Origin of the sequence: uncultured Paracoccus sp. (assembly GCF_947487305.1) — a bacterium.
GTDB lineage: Bacteria > Pseudomonadota > Alphaproteobacteria > Rhodobacterales > Rhodobacteraceae > Paracoccus.
This window is the reverse complement of sequence record NZ_CANKWH010000011.1, coordinates 90,864-109,902: the sequence shown is the minus strand read 5'-3', so window position 1 is coordinate 109,902 and position 19,039 is coordinate 90,864. Positions and strand designations below refer to the sequence as shown.

Below are 19,039 nucleotides of genomic sequence, written 5' to 3'. Positions count from 1 at the left end.
AGCGCGAAAGCCTTCTTGCTTTCGCCTTGGTCCAACTATCCACGGGGGTCCGGGGGCAGTCAGCCCCCGGCCTTCGCGTGTCAGGGGGGCGGCGATGGCCATTGACCCCGGCGCCGCCGAGATGATGCGCGACGATCTTTCCGCGCTGGACGGCATTTCCGAAAAGAAGATGTTCGGCGGCCTCGGCTTCATGCGCGGCGGCCATATGCTGACCGGCGTCATGTCGACCGGGGCGCTGCTCTATCGCGTGGGCAAGACGCACGAGGCAGCGGCGCTGGCCCTGCCGGGCGTTGCCGTGATGGCGATGGCGGACCGGGTGATGGGCGGCTTCGTCATGTTGACCGGCGAGGCGCAGGCCGATGAGGAAAGCCGCGCCCGGCTGCTTGCCCTCGCCCTTGAAAACGCCTCAGAACTTCCGCCGAAGGAGTGACCGCATGTTGACGCTGACCTGCCCCTATTGCGGCATCCGCGCCGAGGAAACCGAACTGGCCCCCGGCGGCGAGGCGCATCTGAAGCGCATCGGTCCCGCCGGATCGGATGAGGATTTCGAGGCCTACATGTTCGCCCGCGCCAATCCCAAGGGCGTGCATTTCGAACGCTGGCGCCATGCCTATGGCTGCGGCAAGTGGTTCCTCGCCGCCCGCGACACCGCCACGCTGCAGGTCTATGCGACCTACAAGGCCCAGACCCCCGCGCCGACCGACGAGGTCATCGCCGCCATCACCGCTGCCCGCCCTGACTGGACGTTCCGCCCATGAGCCAATCCCGCCCCTTCCGGCTGCCAAAGGGCGGCCGCCTGATCGATCGCGCCTATCAACTGCCCTTCCGTTTTGACGGCCGCCATCTGCGCGGGCTCGAGGGCGATACGCTGGCCTCGGCGCTGCTGGCCAATGGCCAGCTGATGATGGGCCGCTCGTTCAAGTACCACCGCCCGCGCGGCCCGGTCGCCTCGGGCGCCGAGGAACCCAATGCCCTTTTCGGGTTGGGGCAGGGCGGCCGGTTCGAGCCGAACCAGCGCGCCACCACCACGGCCTTGGTGCAGGGCATGATCCTGCGCAGCCAGAATTGCTGGCCATCGCTGGATGCCGATGTGGGCGAGATCAACAACTGGCTGTCGCCGATGCTGCCGGCCGGGTTCTATTACAAGACCTTCATCCATCCGCGCCCGTTCTGGAAACATCTCTTCGAGCCGATCATCCGTCGCAGCGCCGGCCTTGGCCGCGCGCCGACCGATCCCGACCCGGATCGTTACGAACAGGCCTATGACTTCGCCGATGTCGTGGTGGTGGGCGGCGGCATCGCCGGCCTCAAGGCGGCGTTGGCGGCGGCCAAGGGGCGCAGGCGCGTTCTGGTGCTGGAACAGTCGCCGAACTGGGGCGGCCGCACGCCGGTCGATCACAAGGGCGGCGAGGCCGAGATCGAGGCGCTGCTCGCAGAGTTGCGGGCCAAGAAGACCGTGACCCTACGCCGCAACACCATGGCGACCGGGCTCTACGATCACGGCTATCTCTTGGCGCGTGAGGCGCTGGCCGATCACGACCCGAACGCCGGTATCCCGCGCCAGCGTCTGTGGCGCATCCGCGCCGGGCAGGTCATCACCGCGACCGGCGCGCTGGAACGCCCGCTGGCCTTCTCTGGCAATGACGTTCCCGGCGTCATGCTGGCATCGGCTGTGCGCGATTTCATCGTGGATTACGGGGTTGCGCTCGGCCAGCGCGTCGTCGTCGTCACCAACAACGACGACGCCTATCGCACCGCACTGGTCGCCGCCGATGCGGGACTCGAGGTCGCCGCCGTGCTGGATGCAAGGGTGCAGGCCGAGGGCGAGCTGGTGCAGGCCGTCCGCGCCCGGAATATTCCGGTCCTGACCAATACCGCCATCGCCAAGGTCAAGGGCAGCCGTCAGGTCGAGGGCGTGTCGATCTGCGACCAGTCGGGTGATGGCCATGTCACCGGCGGCATCGATTGCGACGTGGTCGCCATGTCGGGCGGCTGGTCCCCGGTCGTGCATCTGTGGAGCCATTGCGGCGGCAAGCTGATCTGGGACGAGGCGCAGGCCATGTTTCGCCCCGACCCCGACCGCCCGCCTCTGGGTGCCGATGGCAAGGGCAATGTCACCGCCGTCGGCGCGGCTGCGGGCGATCTGCGCGCGGCCGGCGATCTGGAGCGTGACGAGGGCCAGACCCAGCCCGTCTGGGTCATGCCGGCGCAGGCGCCCTACAAGCTGCGCGCGAAGATGTGGCTCGACTATCAGAACGACGTGAAGGTCACTGATGTCGAACTGGCCGCGCGCGAGGGCTATGCCTCGGTCGAGCATACCAAGCGCTACACCACGCTTGGCATGGCGACGGACCAGGGCAAGGTCAGCAATATCAACGGCCTCGCCATTCTGTCCAAGGCGCTGGACCAGCCGATCCCGGCCACCGGCACCACCACCTTCCGCCCGCCCTATACGCCGCTGACCCTTGGCACCATCGCCGCCGATGCGCGGGGCGATGCCTTCCAGCCGCTGCGCAAGACGCCGATGCATGACTGGCACGCGCGCAATGGTGCGCATTGGGAGCCAGTGGGCCTCTGGCGCCGTGCCTATGCCTATCCCAAGGGCGGCGAGGATGTTCATGCCGCCGTCGCCCGCGAGGTTCTGGCGGTCAGGAACTCGGTCGGGCTGCTCGATGCCTCAACCCTCGGCAAGATTCTGGTCAAGGGTCCCGATGCCGGGCGCTTCCTCGACATGATCTATACCGGGATGATGTCGTCCCTGCCGGTCGGCAAGTGCCGCTATGGTCTCGTCTGCAGCGAAAACGGCTTCCTCAGCGATGATGGCGTGGTCGCAAGGCTTTCGGATGACACCTGGCTGTGCCACACCACCACCGGCGGCGCGGATCGCATCCACGCCCATATGGAGGACTGGCTGCAATGCGAATGGTGGGACTGGCAGGTCTATACCGCCAATGCCACCGAGCAATATGCACAGGTCGCCGTTGCCGGTCCCAAGGCGCGCGAGCTCTTGCAACGCCTGCCCGGCACCATCGACGTGTCGCCCGAAGCCCTGCCCTTCATGGCCTGGGCCGAGGGCGAACTGGCCGGCATCCCGGCCCGCATCTATCGCATCAGCTTTTCGGGCGAGCTCAGCTTCGAACTCGCCGTTCCCGCCGGGCGCGGGCTGGAACTGTGGGAGGCACTGCATCAGGCCGGGCGCGACCTGGGCGTGACCGCCTATGGCACCGAGGCGATGCATATCCTGCGCGCCGAGAAGGGCTATATCATGATCGGGGACGAATCCGACGGCACCGTGATCCCGCAGGATCTGGGGCTGGGCTGGGCGATCTCGAAGAAGAAGCCTGATTATATCGGCAAGCGCGCGCAGGCCCGCAGCCATATGATCGATGGCAATCGCTGGCGGCTGGTCGGGCTGGAAAGCCTCGACGGGCGGATGATCCCCGATGGCGCCTATGCCGTCGATGCGGGCGAGAACGCCAATGGCCAGAAGAAGATGCAGGGCCGCGTGACCTCGACCTATCATTCGCCGACGCTGAACCGCCCCATCGCCATGGGACTGGTGCGGCACGGGCCGGAACGCATGGGGCAAGTGATCGATTTCCCCACGCCCTCGGGCGAAACCATCCGGGCGCGCATCGTCGATCCGGTCTTCTATGACAAGGAAGGGGGGCGTCTGAATGGCTGAGGCGCTGGCAACCGTCGCCCGTGTGGACGGGCTTGGCATGATCCTGATCCGCGCCGATCTGGCGCGGGCCGGGGATGCCATCGCCGAGGCCGCAGGGCTGGCGATCCCCGAACCGACCCGCATCGTCTCCGATGGCAGCCGCAGCCTTGGCTGGATGTCGCCGGATGAACTGCTGCTGATCCTGCCCGCCGGCGAGGTTGCCGCCGCGCTGGCCGATCTGCAGCAGGCGCTGGTGGGAGAGCACGCGCTGGTGGCCGATGTCTCGGACCTGCGCGCGGTCTTTGACCTGACCGGCGCCAAACCCGATCAGGTTCTGTCAAAGCTCTGCCCGGTCGATTTCGGGGCCTTCCCCAAGGACGGGCTGCGCCGCACCCGCGCTGCCCAGACCGCCGTTGCCTTCTGGCGGCAGGGCAAGGGGTTCCGCGTCATCGGCATGCGTTCGACGGCGGATTACCTTGGCCTGATCCTGCAGAACGCGGCGATTCCGGGCAGCGATCTCGACCCGCGTTAGGCGGGGCGGGCGCTGCGTCGCTGCTCGGCCCAGAAGGCCAGCAGCGGGAAGGCCAGAAACAGCACCCATTGCCACAGGGTCCAGATCTCGCCGAGATTGGTCAGCCCATAGAACAGGAACAGCGCCACCCAGCCCAGCTGGATCAGCGATGTCATCCACAAGAGTGCCGGGTTCGGCCCGCGCGCCAGCAGCAGATAGCAGGCCGCGAAAGCGATCAACGCGACGGTCGCCGCGTGCCACAGCGCCAGTGCCATGGCGCGCAGCCGGTCCGACTCCAGCACCGCGCTGAACTGCTCGGGATAATCCGGCCCGCCCAGAACCACATGCCCGACCGCGGTGCCTGCCATCAGCAGCGCGAGTCCGATGAATTCCTTGTTCATGATGCCCTCCATACGGCTGCGTATGGCTAGACCTCTCGGCTTGCGTGAGTCAATACGCTACCGTATGGTTTAGCGATGACAAAACGCGCACTCTCACCCGAGGATTGGATCAAGGCGGGGCTCGATGCCCTTGCGCAGGGCGGCCCGGCTGCGCTCAGGGCCGAGGCGATCGCACGCGACATCGGCGCGACCAAGGGCTCGTTCTACTGGCATTTCAGGGATCTGCCGGCCTACAAGGCGGCGATCCTTGCCTGCTGGCAGCGTCATTGCACCGACGAGATCATCGCTTTGGCCGAGACCCATCCCGATCCGCCATCGCGGCTGGCCGCGCTGATCGCGCTGGCCACCGCGCTGCCCGACCCGGCCGATCCCGCGCCCGACCACGCCGCCGAGCAGGCCATCCGCGGCTGGTCGCGCCATGATCCGCTGGCCGCCGAGGCTGTCGCGCGGGTCGATCAGCAGCGGCTGGCCTATCTGCGCGATCAACTGGCCGGGATGGGCGGTGACGCCACGCGCAATGCGCGCCTCATCTATGCCGCGCATCTGGGGCTGGAACTGCTGGCGCCGGCCGACAGTGACAGCCGCGGCGCTGATCTCAGGGACCTGCTGGCCCTGCTGACCCGCTAGGTTGTCGCCCGACGCCGTGCTAGGGTTTCGGCGGCAAGACCGGAGCACGCAGATGGCCGACCTGACGATCCTCGTGGGCACCACCAAGGGCGCCTTTCTCATCAGCGGCGGTACGAACCGCGACGGCTGGACCGTCAGCGGTCCCTTCTGCGACGGCTGGCCGATCAACCATCTCGCCGGCGATCCGGCCAGCGGGACCATCTGGGCGGGCGGTGGCGGTGACTGGCATGGCGCCGGCGTCTGGCGGTCCGAGGATGGCGGAGAAAGCTGGAGCCTCACGCGCCTGACCAAGGGCCAGATGGATGACTGGGCGGCGAATGACCCCGATTTCGCCCAGATGATCGGCTGGACCGATGAGCCGCTGCCCTTCGCCGACCAGTTCCAGCAGATCTGGTCTTTGGGCTTTGCGGACGGCAAGCTCTATGCCGGCACCAAGCCCGCGAGCCTTTTGGTCAGCGAGGATAATGGAAAAACTTTCCAGCTACTCGACGGGCTCAGCGATCACCCCTCGGCGGAAAGCTGGAACGGTGGGGCGGCCGGGCTGGTCCTGAATTCCATCGTCGCCGATCCGACCGATCCCAAGCGCCTCTGGGTCGGCATATCGGCGGCGGGCGTGTTCCAGACCGAGGATGGCGGCTTCAGCTGGGAGCGGCGCAACCTCCTGTCCAACGCCGAAGCCTGCGGCCAGCACCACCACCCCGCCGCGCCGCGCGATGGCGAGGTCGGGCACTGCGTCCATAACCTCGTGCGCGCGCCGGGCGAGGGGCAGCTGCTTTATCAGCAGAACCATCACGGCGTCTGGCGATCCCCGGATGGCGGGCGCAGCTGGGAGGATATCACCGAGGGCCTGCCCTCGACCTTCGGCTTTCCGATCCATGTCCATCCGCGCGATGCCGCGACCCTCTGGACCCTGCCGCTGAACGGCGACAGCATCGGCCGCTTTCCCCCGGATGCCGCCGCCGCCGTCTGGCGCTCGCGCGATGGCGGGCAAAGCTGGCAGGCGCTGCGCGACGGGCTGCCGCAGACCGCCTGCTTCTTCACCGTGCTGCGTCAGGCGATGGCCGGCGATCGTCGCGAGCCGGCGGGGGTCTATTTCGGCACGAACAGCGGCTCGGTCTTTGCCAGCACCGATGAGGGCGACCACTGGCAGGAAATCGCCCGCCACCTGCCCACCATCCTTGCTGTCGAGGTGCTGGACCGCGCCTGATCCCCCGCTTGCAGCATCTGCAGCGGAACTGGTTTTCCGCCCTTGCGTTGACCTGCGTAATGCGGGACGTTGCGTCCCGAATCCGCGCCACCCCTCAGAAAGGACTGGAAAATGGCTTTCACGCTTCCCGATCTTCCCTACGCTCACGACGCCTTGGCTGGGGCCGGCATGTCCAAGGAGACGCTGGAATACCACCACGACATCCACCACAAGGCCTATGTCGACAACCTCAACAAGCTGATCGACGGCACCGAATGGGCCGGCAAGTCGCTTGAGGATATCGTCTCCGGCACATTCAAGGATGGTGCGGTCGCGCAGAACGGCATCTTCAACAATGCCAGCCAGCATTGGAACCACAGCCAGTTCTGGGAAATGATGGGTCCGAAATCGGGTGCCATTCCGGGCGCGCTGGAAAAGGCAATCACCGAAAGCTTCGGCTCGGTCGACAAGTTCAAGGAAGAATTCAGCGCTGCCGGTGCCGGCCAGTTCGGCTCTGGCTGGGCCTGGCTGGTGAAGGACAAGGATGGCAGCCTGAAGATCACCAAGACCGAGAACGGCGTGAACCCGCTCTGCTATGGCCAGACTGCGCTTCTGGGCTGCGACGTGTGGGAGCATTCCTACTACATCGACTTCCGCAACAAGCGCCCGGCCTATCTGACCAACTTCCTCGACAAGCTGGTGAACTGGGAAAACGTCGCCTCGCGCCTCTGATCGACGCGAGACCCGATGTCAGATCATCACGGCCCGCCCCGAAAGGCGGGCCGTTTTGATGTCGGAAGGACCGGAACCGGGACCCTCTCTCGCTGGTTGAGCGGCTGAACCCGGCTGGCCAAGCGGCACCGGACCGACCGCCGCAGTCGAAGGAGAGAAGGCATGTCCCAGCCCATAGTCCGCAAACGCCCGTCCGCCCTGCGCCGCAGCGGCATCGGCCTCGGTTCGGTCGCCCTGGCGGGGCTGGCAGGTCTTGCCGCCTATGCGCTCTGGTGGGAGCCGGCGATGATGCTGCGCGTGGTGCGCTGGCGGGTCGAACTGCCGGAATGGCGCGGTCGCAAGCCGGCCCGGTTGGTCATCATCAGCGACCTTCACGCCGGCCGGCCGCATATCGGCCTGAACCGCGTCAGCCGCATCGTCGCCCGCGCCAATGCGCTGCAGCCCGATGTGGCGATTCTGCTGGGCGATTTCAGCGCCGCCCATCCCTTCACCCTCGGCGGCACCGGCAAGCGCGAGATCATCGCCCGGCTCAAGGATTTCACCGCACCCGGCGGCACCTATTCCGTGGTCGGCAACCATGACTGGTGGCAGGACCCCGAGGCGCAGGAGCGCCGCTCGGGCCCGATCGAGGCCGAGCGGGAGCTCGAGCGTGCCGGCATCCCGGTTCTCGACAACAAGCATGTGCGCATCGGTGGCGCCGACGGCTTCTGGCTGGCCGGGGTGGGCGAGCAGCGGCCCTTTGATGAGGGGCCCGACGGTGTTGGCATGGATGATCTCGATGCCGCGCTGAAGGGCATCAGGGATAATGCGCCGATCGTGCTGATGGCGCATGAGCCCGACCTTTTCGATCATCTGGGCAAGGCCCGCAAACGCGTCTCCCTGACTCTGTCGGGCCATACCCATGGCGGGCAGATCCGGGTGGCCGGCAGCGCGCCGCTGATCATGGCCTCGGATAACGAGAAATGGTCCTGGGGGCGCTATGACGATGACGAGGGCCGGGTGCTGGTCGTCTCGGGCGGGATCGGCTGTTCGGTCCTGCCGATGCGCCTTGGCGTCCCGCCCGAGATCACCGTTGTCGATCTTGGTCCGCCGACCCCGGGGCGCGACGAAGAGGCCGAGGCGGCGCATGAGCGCTTTGACGATCTGCGCGACCAGGGCAAGATGGAGACCGGCCCCGAGAGCTGAGCGGGAGGCCGGGCGTGTGGGCCGGACGCGGGGCGACACCCCTCACGACAGCTTGCCATTGGCAATTCCGCCCCGCTGCGTGTAAGAGCGAAGCCGTCAAGAGAATGATGGAAGACGGCCCATGGCGAACCAGAATGACAGCTTCATCGACGAAGTGACCGAGGATCTTCGCCGTGACCGGCTGTTCGGCATGTTCCGCCGCTATGGCTGGATCGGTCTCGCGCTGATCCTGGCCGTCGTCGCCGGCGCCGCTTGGCGCGAATACAGCATCGCCAGCGCGCAGAAATCGGCCGAGGCTTTCGGTGACGCCATCCTTGCGGCGGAGAGCGCCGAGGACCCGGCCACAGCGCTGGCCGCGCTTGACGTCGCTCAGGACAGCGAACAGGCCGCGCTGGCCGGGATGATGCAAGGCAATGCGCTGATCGCCAAGGGTGATGCCGCCGCCGCTGGCGAGCGGTTCGAGGCGGTTGCGGGCTTTGCCGGCGAGGAAAACCGCGCCATGCGCGACCTTGCCCGGCTGAAGATGGTGCTGGCCGAGGGCGAGGCCATGGACCCGGCCGAACGCGACCAGATCCTGTCGCAACTGGCCCAGCCCGGCGCGCCCTTCGAGCTTCTGGCACTGGAACAGCAGGTTGTGGCGCTGATGGGCGCAGGCCGGAACGAGGATGCGGTGACGCTGATCCGGCAGATCCAGCAGAAGGACGGGCTCAGCGAAGGCTTGCGTCGCCGCCTTTCCGAGATGATGATCGCCATGGGCGTCGAGCCCGAGCCGACCGATATTACCCCGGCCGTCGAGTGATCCCAAGGGGTTGCCGGGCCTGCCGGGCCGGACCATGACAAACGCCGGACCGGCATCAACCCGGCCGAACAGGGAACGAGGGAAGTCCAGGATGAGCATCACGCCGCGCAAACATGCCGCCGCTTGGGCCCTGCCGCTTGCAGCGGTTCTGCTGCTGAGCGCCTGCAACCGCGAAACGATCCTGCCGGGTGAGCGGCTGGACCCGATGGCGGTGAACTCGCCCGACGGCCCGGCGGTGCTCGGCCCTACGGCGGTTGCGCCGACGGCTGTCGGCCTGCCCGCCGCGCGCAGCAATGCCGACTGGACCCACCGCGCCGGCAATGCCGCGCATATGCCCGGTCATGTTGCGCTGGCCGCCGGCACCAACCGCGTCTTCAGCGCGCCGATCGGGCAGGGCGATGACCGCCGTCACCGCATCACCGCCGATCCGATCGTGGCCGCCGGGATGATCTTCACGCTGGACAGCCGCGCTCGCGTCACCGCGACCGCAACCAGCGGTGGGCGGGTCTGGTCCACCGACATCACGCCCCCAAGCGAGAATGGCGACAGCGCCTCGGGCGGCGGCATCGCCTATGAGGGCGGGCGGATTTTCGTTACCACCGGCTATGGCGAACTGGTCGCCATGGACGCGGCTTCGGGCGGCGTCCTGTGGCGCCAGCGGGTCAATGTCGCGGTCAGCGGCGCCCCAGCGGTGCAGAACGGCGTGGTCTATGTCGCCGCGCGCGATTCGACCGGTTGGGCAGTCAGGGCCGAGGATGGCAAGGTGCTGTGGCAGACCTCGGGCAATACCTCGTCCTCGGGTGTCATGGGCGTCTCGGCCCCCGCCGTTTCGGGCAATACCGTCATTTTCCCCTTCCCTTCGGGCCAGCTGATGGCCGTCGATACCGCCAGCGGGCTGACCAACTGGTCGGCGCAGGTCGCCGGCATCCGCGTCGGCCGCGCCATCGCCTCGATCCGCGATGTGACCGGCGATCCGGTGATCGCGGGCAGCACGGTCTATTCCGGCACCTCCTCGGGCCGCATCGACGCCTTCGACATGGCAACCGGCGGGCAGTTGTGGTCGGCGCGAGAGGGCGCGAATTCGCCCGTGGTGCCGGCTGGCGGTTCGATCTTTGCCGTCAATGACGAAGCCAAGCTGGTGCGCCTCGATGCCGCCAGCGGTGGCGAGGTCTGGCAGGTGGCGCTGCCCTATTACACCGACAGCAAGGTGAAGAAGCAGGACAGCATCCACGCCCATTACGGCCCGGTTCTGGCCGGCGGGCGGCTGTTCGTCGCCTCCTCGGACGGGGTGCTTCGGGCCTTCGATCCCTCAACCGGGGCGCTGGTCGGTCAGGGCCAGATCCCGGGTGGCGCAGCTGCCGCGCCGGTCGTGGCCGGGCAAACCCTTTACGTCGTGTCCCGTTCGGGCCAACTGCACGCGTTCCGATGAGCTTTACCCTCGCCATCGTCGGCCGTCCGAATGTCGGCAAATCGACCCTGTTCAACCGTCTGGTTGGCAAGAAGCTGGCGCTGGTCGATGACCAGCCCGGCGTCACCCGCGACCTGCGCGAAGGGCAGGGGCGTTTGGGCGACCTGCGCTTCATCGTCATCGACAGCGCCGGTCTGGAGATTGCCGAGGATGACAGCCTGCAGGGCCGGATGCGCCGCCTGACCGAGCGGGCCGTGGACGAGGCCGATATCTGCCTTTTCGTCGTGGATGCCCGCGTGGGCGTGACCGCGGCGGATGAGTATTTCGCCGAGATCCTGCGCCGACGCGCCCGGCATGTCATCGTCGCCGCGAACAAGGCCGAAGGCCGGGCTGGCGAGAGCGGTGCGATGGAGGCCTATGCCCTTGGTCTGGGCGAGCCGCTTCGCATCTCGGCCGAGCATGGCGAGGGGATGGATGACCTCTATCGCGCGCTTCTGCCGCTGGCCGACCAGGTCGAGGCCGAGCGCCCGGCACCCATCGAACCCGAGTTCGACGTGGACCTGTCCGAGGAAGACGCCGAGTCGGGCGAGGGCGCCGAGGATTGGCGCCCCTCCGAGGCGCGTCCGCTGCAACTCGCGGTCATCGGTCGTCCGAATGCCGGGAAATCGACACTGATCAACAAGATCATCGGCGAGGACCGGCTGCTGACCGGACCCGAGGCCGGCATCACCCGCGATTCGATCTCGGTCACGACCGAGTTCATGGGCACGCCCATGCGCATCTTCGACACGGCGGGGATGCGCAAACGCGCCAAGGTCAATGACAAGCTGGAAAAGCTGTCGGTGGCCGATGGCTTGCGCGCCGTGCGCTTTGCCGAAGTGGTGGTGGTGCTTCTCGACGTGGCCATCCCCTTCGAACAGCAGGACCTGCGCATCGCGGACTATGCCGAGACCGAGGGTCGGGCGGTCGTGGTGGCGGCGAACAAGTGGGATCTCGAGGAGGACAAGCCCGAGAAGCTGAAAGAGCTGCGCGAAAGCTTCGAGCGCCTGTTGCCGCAGCTGAAGGGCGCGCCCTTGGTGACCGTCTCGGCCAAGACCGGAAAGGGGCTCGATCGGCTGCACAATGCCATCCTGATGGCGCACGAGGTGTGGAACCGCCGGGTCTCGACCGCCAAGCTGAACCAGTGGCTGGGCGCGATGACCGAGGCGCATCCGCCCCCCGCGCCGGGTGGCCGCCGCATCCGCCTGCGCTACATGACACAGGTGCGGACACGGCCACCTGCCTTCATCGTCAAGGCCACCCATACCGACAAGCTGCCTGACAGCTATCAGCGTTACCTGATCAACGGACTCAGGGCCGATTTCGACATGCCCGGTACGCCGATCCGGCTGATGTTCCGCGATCAGGGGGACAAGAACCCCTATCGGTTCAAGGCGACGAAGATCAATCAGTCCGGCGCGCTGTCGAAGCACAAGAACCGGCAGAAACCCAAGGGCACCTGACCCGGGCTAGCTGGCGGCCCGCACCAGCACGATGGCCATCGCGGCAATGCCGAGGATGGCCACCGTGGCAATCGTCGGGTCGCTGCTCATAGTGGCCATCGCCATCCCGACCAGCGACCAGATGATGGCGATGGAATAGCTGACGCTGCCGCCAAGCCGCAGTTGCACCACGATCCCGGCACCGGCGCAGAGCAGCATGGCGATGGCGGTGGCGGCGACCGGCGGAATGCCCAGATGGCCGTTCACCAGCGTCGCGAAGGCGGCATAGGTCACGGCCGTCGCCCAGCCCGCGAAGAGGCCGACGGTCGGCAGTCGCCGGATCGCCCCGCCCACCTGCTGACCGCGTAGCGCGGCGGTCAGCGACAGCGCGAACATGGCTGCGGCCAGCATGAAGCCGGTTACCGGATAGTCACGGCTGACCCAGGGCCAGGCCGCGCCGAGGATCAGCGCCAGCGTCAGCGCCGCGTGCTCGGCGGGCTTGTTCTCGCGCTCGACCTGCCGGGCGAACTCGCCCGGGGTCGGCGGTCCCTCGACCACGCTGGGGCGCGCGACCGGAGTTTGGGCAGGGGAAACCCCACTCGCCGCCGCCGCAGCCCGCCGCGCCCGCAATTCGCTGCCCAGAACCTGCCAGGCATGGATCATAAGCGCCCCCCAGACGCAGAGCAGCAGCAGCCACAGCATCCCGTGCTCTGGCCTGAGGAACAGCGAGGCCAGATCGACGCCGTAATCGGCAGGGCCGGGCACCGTCGGAAGGCCCGGCGCCGACAGGCTGGTCAGCGCCGCCATCTCTGCCGCTGCGGCGGTCTCGGGATAGCCCGCGACCGCCAGCGGCTCCGGCGTCAGCGCAAAGCCCAGCCCGCTGGCGATGAAGATCGCCACCGCCAGGATCACGGAAAAGGCAGTACCTCTGGACATGACCCGGAACGCCCGAGACAGGGCGCGGGTTTCGCCCCTCGCCTCGGGGTTGTGACGATTGTCCCGATCGGTTCAGACCAGCTTGCCATCCGCGCCAAGACGCGTCCGCCCGCCCAGATAGGGATGCAGCGCCGCAGGCAGGTCGACCGAGCCGTCGGCCTGCTGGCCGTTCTCCAGCACCGCGATCAGCGCCCGGCCCACGGCAAGGCCCGAGCCGTTCAGCGTATGGACGAATTCCGGCTTGCCACCGCCGGCAGGACGATAGCGGGCGTTCATCCGCCTTGCCTGAAAATCGCCGCAATAGCTGACCGAGGAGATCTCGCGATACTTGTCCTGGCCGGGCAGCCAGACCTCGAGGTCATGGGTGATGCGCGCGCCGAAGCCCATGTCGCCGGTCGACAGGACGACGGTGCGATAGGGCAGGTTCAGCGCCTCCAGTACCGCCTCGGCACAATGGGTCATGCGGGCATGTTCCGCCAGACCGGTCTCGGCATCGGTGATCGAGACCATCTCGACCTTCTCGAACTGGTGCTGGCGCAGCATCCCCGAGGTGTCACGCCCGGCACTGCCCGCTTCCGAGCGGAAGCACTGGCTGTGCGCGGTCATCCGGCGCGGCAGCTCGGACTGGTCCAGAAGATCGCCATGCACGGTATTGGTCAGCGTCACTTCCGAGGTCGGGATCAGCCAATAGCCCTCGCGGGTCTGATAGCTGTCTTCACCGAATTTCGGCAGCTGGTTGGTGCCATACATCATTTCTTCGGTGACCAGAACCGGGGTCCAGGTCTCTTCCAGCCCATGCGCGTTCACATGCAGGTCGATCATGAACTGCGCGAGCGCCCGGTGCAGGCGCGCCACGCCGCCCTTCAGCACGACGAAGCGGCTGCCCGACAGTTTGGCGGCGGTCTCGAAATCCATGCCGGGCTTCACGCCGGCAATGTCGAAATGCTCGACCGGGGTGAAGTCGAAATTGCGCGGGCTGCCCCAGCGGCGGATCTCGACATTGTCGTTCTCATCCTTGCCATCCGGCACGCCGTCCAGCGGCGCATTGGGAATGCCCATCAACAGGTCGCGCAGTTCCACGTCCAGCGCCGCGGCCTCAGCCTGCATCCGTGCCACATCGGCCTTCTTGTCGGCAACCAGAGCGCGCAACCGTTCGAACTCGGCCTCGTCGCCACGGCCCTTGGCGGCGCCGACTTCCTTGCTGGCCTTGTTCTGCTCGGCCTGCGCCGCCTCGGCCTCCGAGATCCGGGCGCGGCGGTCGGCATCCAGCTTCAGGATCGCGGGCGACAGCGCCGCCAGCCCACGCCGCGAGAGCGCCGCGTCAAAGGCTTCGGGATTGTCACGGATCGCGCGAATGTCATGCATGGGCTTGCCCTCGTCCTGAGAATGGCCCCGGACATAGCCCAAGCCCGCCCCCGGCAAAAGCCCGGGCCTTCTCTGTCCGGCGAAAAATCTCGGCCTACTGGCCTTGTCGGACCGGAACCCCGGCTTCCTGCATCATCTCGGCGAGCACCGGATAGAAATAGGTATCGCCGACATAGCCCTCGACTCGGCCCAGTTCGACGCCGCGCTTCAGCAGGATGAAGGTCGGCGTCATCGACGGACTGCGGTCAAGCACGATTCCGTCAGGCCATGGCCCGTCGATATCCACGCGTAGCAGCGGGGCAGTGCGGCCCTCGGCACTTTTACCGAAACCCGGCCCGATCTCGGCATCCCAGGCCGCGCAATAGACGCAGCCCTGCTGTTCAACCATCATCAGCCGGACCGGCGCGGCCTGCCAGTCGGGTGCGGTCTCGGCCAGCGCCGCCCCGCCCAAAAACGACAGCATCAGCGCCGCCAGCCATGATCCGATCCTGCCCGCCATTGCCGTCCGTCCCCCGCGCTTCATCGATGCCTTACTCCTATAGCAGAAATCCGGTTCCGTTTGCCTTGACGAGCCCCTTGGCCGTAACCTTCGCGTGAGAGGGGGAAGGATGATCGACAGACGCGATATCCTCGCTGCGGGCCTGACCGGGTTCGCGCTGACCGCGTTGCCCCGACCAGCGCGATCGGCAGAGCCGACGGCGGAGCAACTGATCGCCACCTTCACCGGCGGCGTGACGCCCGCCGGGAGCGGCGTGACCCTCGATCTGCCCGAGGTCGCCGAGAACGGCTTCAGTGTCCCGGTGAGTATCGATGCCCCCGGCGCGACCGAGATCCTTCTATTGGCCCCCGAGAACCCTTGGCCGCAGGTTGCGCGCTTCCGCCTTGGCCCGCTGTCGGGGCAGCAAGCCGTCTCGACCCGCATTCGCCTTGCGCGCACGCAAGAGGTCATCGCCCTCGCCCGGCTGGCGGATGGCAGCCTTGCCCGTGCCTCGGTCCGGGTCGAGGTGATCGTCGGCGGTTGCGGGGCCTGAGCCATGGCCCGCGACGTCACGCCCCGTCTGCGCCTTCCGAAAACCGCCGCCAAGGGCGAGGTGATCGAGGTCAGGACGCTGATCTCGCATCCGATGGAATCGGGGCTGCGCAAGGATGCCGAGGGCCGGACCATTCCGCGCGGCATCATCAACCGGCTCACTGTGACCTTCAACGACCAGCCGGTGATCGATGTCGATCTTGGACCGGGGATCAGCGCCAATCCCTATTTCGCCTTCCACGCCACGGTGCCGGAAGCGGGCGAGTTCCTGTTCCGCTGGCATGATGACGATGGCTCGATCTACGAGGAACGGCGGCAGATCGACGTCACCTGAACGCGTGACGCCACGGCACCCGCCCCCTTGGCATTTCACCTTGGTCCAAATATCCACGGGGGTGTGGGGGCGGTCAGCCCCCGCCTGACACGGGGCCGCATGACTGATCTGCTGACACCCTTGCTGAACGGCGACCGCCGGGCCCTGTCCCGCGCGATCACGCTGATCGAATCGACCCGCGCCGATCACCGTGCAGAGGCCATCGCGCTCTTGTCGCAACTGCCCGACCGGCAGGCGCTGCGGATCGGGCTGTCGGGAACGCCGGGAGTCGGCAAATCGACCTTCATCGAGGCCTTCGGCACGCTTCTGACCGAAAAGGGCCTCAAGGTCGCGGTGCTGGCGGTCGACCCCTCCTCGGCACGCTCGGGCGGCTCGATCCTCGGCGACAAGACCCGGATGGAGCAGCTGTCGCGCAACCCCAATGCCTTCATCCGACCCTCGCCGTCGCGCGCCGAACTGGGCGGCGTCGCCCGCCGCACCCGCGAGGCGATCCGGCTTTGCGAGGCGGCAGGCTTCGACGTGGTGCTGATCGAGACGGTGGGGGTGGGCCAGTCGGAAACGCTGGTGGCGGAAATGTCGGACCTCTTCATCCTGCTGCTCGCCCCCGCCGGCGGTGACGAATTGCAGGGGGTCAAGCGCGGCATCATGGAAATGGCCGACCTGATCCTGGTGAACAAGGCCGATGGCGACCTCTTGCCCACCGCCCGCCGCACGGTTGCGGACTATGCCGGCGCGCTGCGGCTTTTGCGCAAGCGCCTGCAGGACCCCGAGAATTTCCCGCTGGCCCACGCCGTTTCCGCCGCGACCGGGGACGGGCTGGAACAGGCTTGGGACGAGATGCGCCACCTGACCGGCTGGCGCCGCGCCCATGGCCATTTCGACGCCACCCGCGCGCGTCAGGCGCGCTACTGGTTCCAGGCCGAGGTGCGCGCCGGGCTGCTGTCGCGGCTCGACACGCCCGAGGCCCGCGCCCGTCTGGCGGAACTCGGCGAGGCCGTCGCCCATGGCAAGGCCGCGCCGGGCGTGGCGGCTGCCGAGATGCTGGATTGGCTGAACGGTTGAAGCTCCGGCTGCCTCTGGCAGAATAGACGCCCGATTTCGCGGCCCGCCGGCGGGCCGAATCACCTAGGGTGGAGGCAGATGAACAAGGACCGCACCATGTTTGACCTGCCCGAACCCGACGCGCTTTACGCTGCACTGTCCGCCCGCGACCCCGCCTTCGAGGGCCGCGCCTATGTCGGCGTCACCACCACCGGCATCTTCTGTCGCCTGACCTGCCCGGCGCGAAAGCCGCGCCTGGAGAACTGCCGCTGGTTCGCCAGCCCATCCGAAGCCGCATCCGCCGGCTTCCGCCCCTGCCTGCGCTGCCATCCGACCGGTCCCGAGGCCGAGGGTCATGCCGCCATCACCAGCCTGATCGCGGCGCTGAAGGCTGACCCGGAGCGCCGGTGGAGCGAGGCCGATCTGGTGGCGCTGGGGCATGACCCCTCGACCATCCGCCGTGCCTTCAAGCGCCATTTCGGCGAGACCTTCCTTGACCTCGCCCGCGCGGCGCGGCTGCGCAACGGGCTGAAAACCATGACGAAAGGCCATGCCATGATCGATGCGCAGCTGGATGCCGGCTTTGACTCGGCCAGCGGCTTCCGCGCCGCCTTTACCCGCCTCTTCGGCCATCCCCCGCACGAGATGCGCCAGCCCTCGGACCTGCGCGCCGACTGGATCGAAACGCCCTTGGGGGGGATGATCGCCATTGCCGATGATGACGCCCTGCATCTGCTGGAATTCACCGATCGCAAGGCGCTGCCGCAAGGATTGAAGCGCCTCTCGGCCCATGTCGGCGGTCGCATCGGCCTTGGCCGAACGGCAGTCACCGACCGGACCGAGGCGCAGCTGACCGAGTTCTTTGCCGGCAATCGCCCGCTTTTCGGGCTGGACCTGCAACTGCACGGGACCGACTTCCAGCAGCGCGTCTGGCAGGGCCTGCGCCGCATTCCGGCGGGCGAGACCCGCAGCTATGCCGAATTGGCCCATGCGATCGGCCAGCCCACAGCCACCCGCGCGGTTGCGAATGCCAATGCCAATAACCGCATCGCCATCGTCATCCCCTGCCACCGCGTCATCGGTGCCGATGGCACGCTGACCGGCTATGCCGGCGGGCTGTGGCGCAAGCAGCGGCTGATCGAGATCGAGCGCAGCTATGGGGTGGCGGCATGAGCTTTGCGTCCCTGCACCAGCCCGGCAAGCCGCTGATCCTGTTCAACATCTGGGATGCCGGATCGGCCCGTGCCGTCGAGGGGGCCGGGGCGGTGGCGCTGGCCACCGGCAGCGCCTCGGTCGCGGGGGCGAACGGTTATGCCGATGGCCAGCAGATGCCCTTTGGCGAGTTGCTGGCTGTGGCCGCCCGGATTCGCGCCGCCAGCGACCTGCCGCTGACCGTCGATTTCGAGGCCGGCTATGCCGATCATCCTGAGGATGTCGCCCGCAACGCCCTCCGGCTTCACGGGCTTGGGGTGGCGGGCATCAACCTGGAGGACGGGATGCCGCCCGAATCGGGGATTCGCCCGGCGGTCGAGATGGCGGGTCTGATCGTCGCCATCCGGCGGGCGACGGACCTGTTCATCAACGCCCGCACCGATCTGTTCCTGCAGAACCCGGCCACGGCCCATGCCGGGCTGATGGATCAGGCGCTTGACCGCGCAAGGCTTTATGCCGATGCCGGGGCGAGCGGCTTCTTCGCACCGGGGCTGGTTGATCCGGGCCTGATCGAGGCGCTGTGCAAGGCCAGCCCCTTGCCGGTAAACATCATGAAATCGCCCGCCGCGCCCGCGATTGCCGAACTGGCGGCCCTGGGCGTCGCGCGCATCAGCTTTGGCCCCTTCCCTTGGCGCGAGGCGATGGCGGCGCTGGCGGCCTCCTACCGGGATCAGGTGCTGAACGGGGGTTGACGCCCGCCGCGCAAGGGACTAATCACCCGCGAACGGAATTTCGGGCGCTGCCTAGCGGCGCCCTTTCACATTGGGGCGGCGCGCCGACCGGGCCGCCCGAGCTGCAACGAAGGAATACGACCATGTCGCGCGTCTGCGAACTGACCGGCAAAGGCCCGATGACCGGCAACAATGTCAGCCACGCCAACAACAAGACCCGGCGTCGGTTTCTGCCCAACCTGAACGATGTCTCGCTGACATCGGAGAAGATGGGCAAGACCTATTCTCTGCGGATCTCGGCTGCAGCCCTGCGCTCGGTTGACCACCGTGGCGGTCTGGACGCCTTCCTGGCGAAAGCCAAGGATATCGAGCTGTCGGATCGTGCGCGCAAGATCAAGCGCGAGATCGCCAAGAAAGAGGGTCCGGCCGAACTGGCCTGATCCCCGGTCAATGCCG

Annotated in this window: 21 protein-coding genes; 17 read left to right on the top strand and 4 right to left on the bottom strand. The window is 67.4% G+C overall.

Translation table 11 applies throughout. The features are described 5' to 3' along the window. Positions 1-94 precede the first annotated feature (94 nt). The 4 genes from Q1A36_RS14180 to Q1A36_RS14165 are packed head-to-tail and all read left to right on the top strand — an operon-like array spanning position 95 to position 4,196. Positions 95-430 carry a TfoX/Sxy family protein gene (locus tag Q1A36_RS14180; RefSeq protein ID WP_299845309.1) on the top strand — a complete coding sequence of 112 codons (336 nt, stop codon included), beginning with the start codon at positions 95-97 and terminating at the stop codon, positions 428-430. Positions 431-434: 4 nt separating this feature from the next. Further along, a complete protein-coding gene (locus Q1A36_RS14175; protein ID WP_299845305.1) occupies positions 435-758 on the top strand; it encodes a sarcosine oxidase subunit delta in 324 nt (107 codons plus the stop codon). After that, positions 755-3,685: a sarcosine oxidase subunit alpha family protein gene (locus Q1A36_RS14170; RefSeq protein ID WP_299845302.1), complete on the top strand. Its 2,931-nt coding sequence runs from the start codon at positions 755-757 to the stop codon at positions 3,683-3,685. Before Q1A36_RS14175 ends, Q1A36_RS14170 begins: the two co-directional genes overlap by 4 nt. Further along, entirely contained in the window at positions 3,678-4,196 is a 519-nt protein-coding gene (locus Q1A36_RS14165; RefSeq protein WP_299845299.1) for a sarcosine oxidase subunit gamma family protein, read from the top strand. Before Q1A36_RS14170 ends, Q1A36_RS14165 begins: the two co-directional genes overlap by 8 nt. On the opposite strand, the gene Q1A36_RS14160 is transcribed toward Q1A36_RS14165, so the two are convergent. Next, a complete protein-coding gene (locus tag Q1A36_RS14160) occupies positions 4,193-4,576 on the bottom strand; it encodes a hypothetical protein (RefSeq protein ID WP_299845296.1) in 384 nt (127 codons plus the stop codon). The genes Q1A36_RS14165 and Q1A36_RS14160 overlap by 4 nt on opposite strands. Before the next feature lie 75 nt (positions 4,577-4,651). Between Q1A36_RS14160 and Q1A36_RS14155 the strand changes: the two genes are divergently transcribed. From Q1A36_RS14155 to der, 7 genes are all read left to right on the top strand, one after another. Further along, complete coding sequence (locus Q1A36_RS14155) at positions 4,652-5,203, top strand: TetR/AcrR family transcriptional regulator (protein ID WP_299845293.1); 552 nt, start codon at positions 4,652-4,654, stop codon at positions 5,201-5,203. A gap of 52 nt (positions 5,204-5,255) precedes the next feature. Continuing rightward, entirely contained in the window at positions 5,256-6,410 is a 1,155-nt protein-coding gene (locus tag Q1A36_RS14150) for an exo-alpha-sialidase (RefSeq protein ID WP_299845290.1), read from the top strand. Between the two features lie 111 nt (positions 6,411-6,521). After that, a complete protein-coding gene (locus tag Q1A36_RS14145) occupies positions 6,522-7,121 on the top strand; it encodes a superoxide dismutase (RefSeq protein ID WP_299845287.1) in 600 nt (199 codons plus the stop codon). A gap of 162 nt (positions 7,122-7,283) precedes the next feature. Further along, positions 7,284-8,306: a metallophosphoesterase gene (locus Q1A36_RS14140; RefSeq protein ID WP_299845284.1), complete on the top strand. Its 1,023-nt coding sequence runs from the start codon at positions 7,284-7,286 to the stop codon at positions 8,304-8,306. Between the two features lie 121 nt (positions 8,307-8,427). Continuing rightward, positions 8,428-9,105, top strand: a complete 678-nt coding sequence (locus tag Q1A36_RS14135) for a tetratricopeptide repeat protein (protein WP_299845281.1) — start codon at positions 8,428-8,430, stop codon at positions 9,103-9,105. A gap of 91 nt (positions 9,106-9,196) precedes the next feature. Then, on the top strand, positions 9,197-10,534 hold the full coding sequence (locus Q1A36_RS14130) for a PQQ-binding-like beta-propeller repeat protein (RefSeq protein ID WP_299845278.1): 1,338 nt from the start codon (positions 9,197-9,199) through the stop codon (positions 10,532-10,534). Continuing rightward, positions 10,531-12,015 (top strand): ribosome biogenesis GTPase Der, encoded by a 1,485-nt coding sequence (der, locus tag Q1A36_RS14125; RefSeq protein ID WP_299845275.1) that lies wholly within the window; start codon positions 10,531-10,533, stop codon positions 12,013-12,015. Before Q1A36_RS14130 ends, der begins: the two co-directional genes overlap by 4 nt. A 6-nt stretch (positions 12,016-12,021) precedes the next feature. Here der and Q1A36_RS14120 read toward each other — a convergent pair whose 3' ends face one another. The 3 genes from Q1A36_RS14120 to Q1A36_RS14110 form a co-directional block, all read right to left on the bottom strand. Continuing rightward, complete coding sequence (locus Q1A36_RS14120; RefSeq protein WP_299845272.1) at positions 12,022-12,930, bottom strand: hypothetical protein; 909 nt, start codon at positions 12,928-12,930, stop codon at positions 12,022-12,024. A 72-nt stretch (positions 12,931-13,002) separates the two neighbouring features. After that, complete coding sequence (gene serS / locus Q1A36_RS14115; protein ID WP_299845269.1) at positions 13,003-14,295, bottom strand: serine--tRNA ligase; 1,293 nt, start codon at positions 14,293-14,295, stop codon at positions 13,003-13,005. Positions 14,296-14,389: 94 nt separating this feature from the next. After that, on the bottom strand, positions 14,390-14,794 hold the full coding sequence (locus Q1A36_RS14110) for a SoxS protein (RefSeq protein WP_299845266.1): 405 nt from the start codon (positions 14,792-14,794) through the stop codon (positions 14,390-14,392). Between the two features lie 109 nt (positions 14,795-14,903). On the opposite strand from Q1A36_RS14110, the gene Q1A36_RS14105 reads away from it, so the two are divergent. The 6 genes from Q1A36_RS14105 (at position 14,904) to rpmB (ending at position 19,023) form a co-directional block, all read left to right on the top strand. Next, positions 14,904-15,326, top strand: a complete 423-nt coding sequence (locus tag Q1A36_RS14105; protein WP_299845263.1) for a thiosulfate oxidation carrier protein SoxY — start codon at positions 14,904-14,906, stop codon at positions 15,324-15,326. Positions 15,327-15,329: 3 nt separating this feature from the next. Next, positions 15,330-15,659 carry a thiosulfate oxidation carrier complex protein SoxZ gene (soxZ, locus tag Q1A36_RS14100; RefSeq protein WP_299845260.1) on the top strand — a complete coding sequence of 110 codons (330 nt, stop codon included), beginning with the start codon at positions 15,330-15,332 and terminating at the stop codon, positions 15,657-15,659. Between the two features lie 99 nt (positions 15,660-15,758). After that, positions 15,759-16,721 (top strand): methylmalonyl Co-A mutase-associated GTPase MeaB, encoded by a 963-nt coding sequence (gene meaB, locus Q1A36_RS14095; protein WP_299845257.1) that lies wholly within the window; start codon positions 15,759-15,761, stop codon positions 16,719-16,721. Positions 16,722-16,799: 78 nt separating this feature from the next. Further along, positions 16,800-17,873, top strand: a complete 1,074-nt coding sequence (locus tag Q1A36_RS14090) for a trifunctional transcriptional activator/DNA repair protein Ada/methylated-DNA--[protein]-cysteine S-methyltransferase (RefSeq protein ID WP_299845255.1) — start codon at positions 16,800-16,802, stop codon at positions 17,871-17,873. Next, positions 17,870-18,604 (top strand): isocitrate lyase/phosphoenolpyruvate mutase family protein, encoded by a 735-nt coding sequence (locus Q1A36_RS14085; protein WP_299845252.1) that lies wholly within the window; start codon positions 17,870-17,872, stop codon positions 18,602-18,604. The genes Q1A36_RS14090 and Q1A36_RS14085 overlap by 4 nt, the downstream gene beginning before the upstream one ends. Positions 18,605-18,726: 122 nt before the next feature. After that, positions 18,727-19,023: a 50S ribosomal protein L28 gene (rpmB, locus tag Q1A36_RS14080; protein WP_299845249.1), complete on the top strand. Its 297-nt coding sequence runs from the start codon at positions 18,727-18,729 to the stop codon at positions 19,021-19,023. Positions 19,024-19,039 lie beyond the last annotated feature (16 nt).

Coding starts and splice junctions, on each gene's coding strand:
- Q1A36_RS14180 (WP_299845309.1), top strand. CDS start 95: ATGGCCATTGACCCCGGCGCCGCCGAGATGATGCGCGACGATCTTTCC.
- Q1A36_RS14175 (WP_299845305.1), top strand. CDS start 435: ATGTTGACGCTGACCTGCCCCTATTGCGGCATCCGCGCCGAGGAAACC.
- Q1A36_RS14170 (WP_299845302.1), top strand. CDS start 755: ATGAGCCAATCCCGCCCCTTCCGGCTGCCAAAGGGCGGCCGCCTGATC.
- Q1A36_RS14165 (WP_299845299.1), top strand. CDS start 3,678: ATGGCTGAGGCGCTGGCAACCGTCGCCCGTGTGGACGGGCTTGGCATG.
- Q1A36_RS14160 (WP_299845296.1), bottom strand. CDS start 4,576: ATGAACAAGGAATTCATCGGACTCGCGCTGCTGATGGCAGGCACCGCG.
- Q1A36_RS14155 (WP_299845293.1), top strand. CDS start 4,652: ATGACAAAACGCGCACTCTCACCCGAGGATTGGATCAAGGCGGGGCTC.
- Q1A36_RS14150 (WP_299845290.1), top strand. CDS start 5,256: ATGGCCGACCTGACGATCCTCGTGGGCACCACCAAGGGCGCCTTTCTC.
- Q1A36_RS14145 (WP_299845287.1), top strand. CDS start 6,522: ATGGCTTTCACGCTTCCCGATCTTCCCTACGCTCACGACGCCTTGGCT.
- Q1A36_RS14140 (WP_299845284.1), top strand. CDS start 7,284: ATGTCCCAGCCCATAGTCCGCAAACGCCCGTCCGCCCTGCGCCGCAGC.
- Q1A36_RS14135 (WP_299845281.1), top strand. CDS start 8,428: ATGGCGAACCAGAATGACAGCTTCATCGACGAAGTGACCGAGGATCTT.
- Q1A36_RS14130 (WP_299845278.1), top strand. CDS start 9,197: ATGAGCATCACGCCGCGCAAACATGCCGCCGCTTGGGCCCTGCCGCTT.
- der (WP_299845275.1), top strand. CDS start 10,531: ATGAGCTTTACCCTCGCCATCGTCGGCCGTCCGAATGTCGGCAAATCG.
- Q1A36_RS14120 (WP_299845272.1), bottom strand. CDS start 12,930: ATGTCCAGAGGTACTGCCTTTTCCGTGATCCTGGCGGTGGCGATCTTC.
- serS (WP_299845269.1), bottom strand. CDS start 14,295: ATGCATGACATTCGCGCGATCCGTGACAATCCCGAAGCCTTTGACGCG.
- Q1A36_RS14110 (WP_299845266.1), bottom strand. CDS start 14,794: ATGGCGGGCAGGATCGGATCATGGCTGGCGGCGCTGATGCTGTCGTTT.
- Q1A36_RS14105 (WP_299845263.1), top strand. CDS start 14,904: ATGATCGACAGACGCGATATCCTCGCTGCGGGCCTGACCGGGTTCGCG.
- soxZ (WP_299845260.1), top strand. CDS start 15,330: ATGGCCCGCGACGTCACGCCCCGTCTGCGCCTTCCGAAAACCGCCGCC.
- meaB (WP_299845257.1), top strand. CDS start 15,759: ATGACTGATCTGCTGACACCCTTGCTGAACGGCGACCGCCGGGCCCTG.
- Q1A36_RS14090 (WP_299845255.1), top strand. CDS start 16,800: ATGAACAAGGACCGCACCATGTTTGACCTGCCCGAACCCGACGCGCTT.
- Q1A36_RS14085 (WP_299845252.1), top strand. CDS start 17,870: ATGAGCTTTGCGTCCCTGCACCAGCCCGGCAAGCCGCTGATCCTGTTC.
- rpmB (WP_299845249.1), top strand. CDS start 18,727: ATGTCGCGCGTCTGCGAACTGACCGGCAAAGGCCCGATGACCGGCAAC.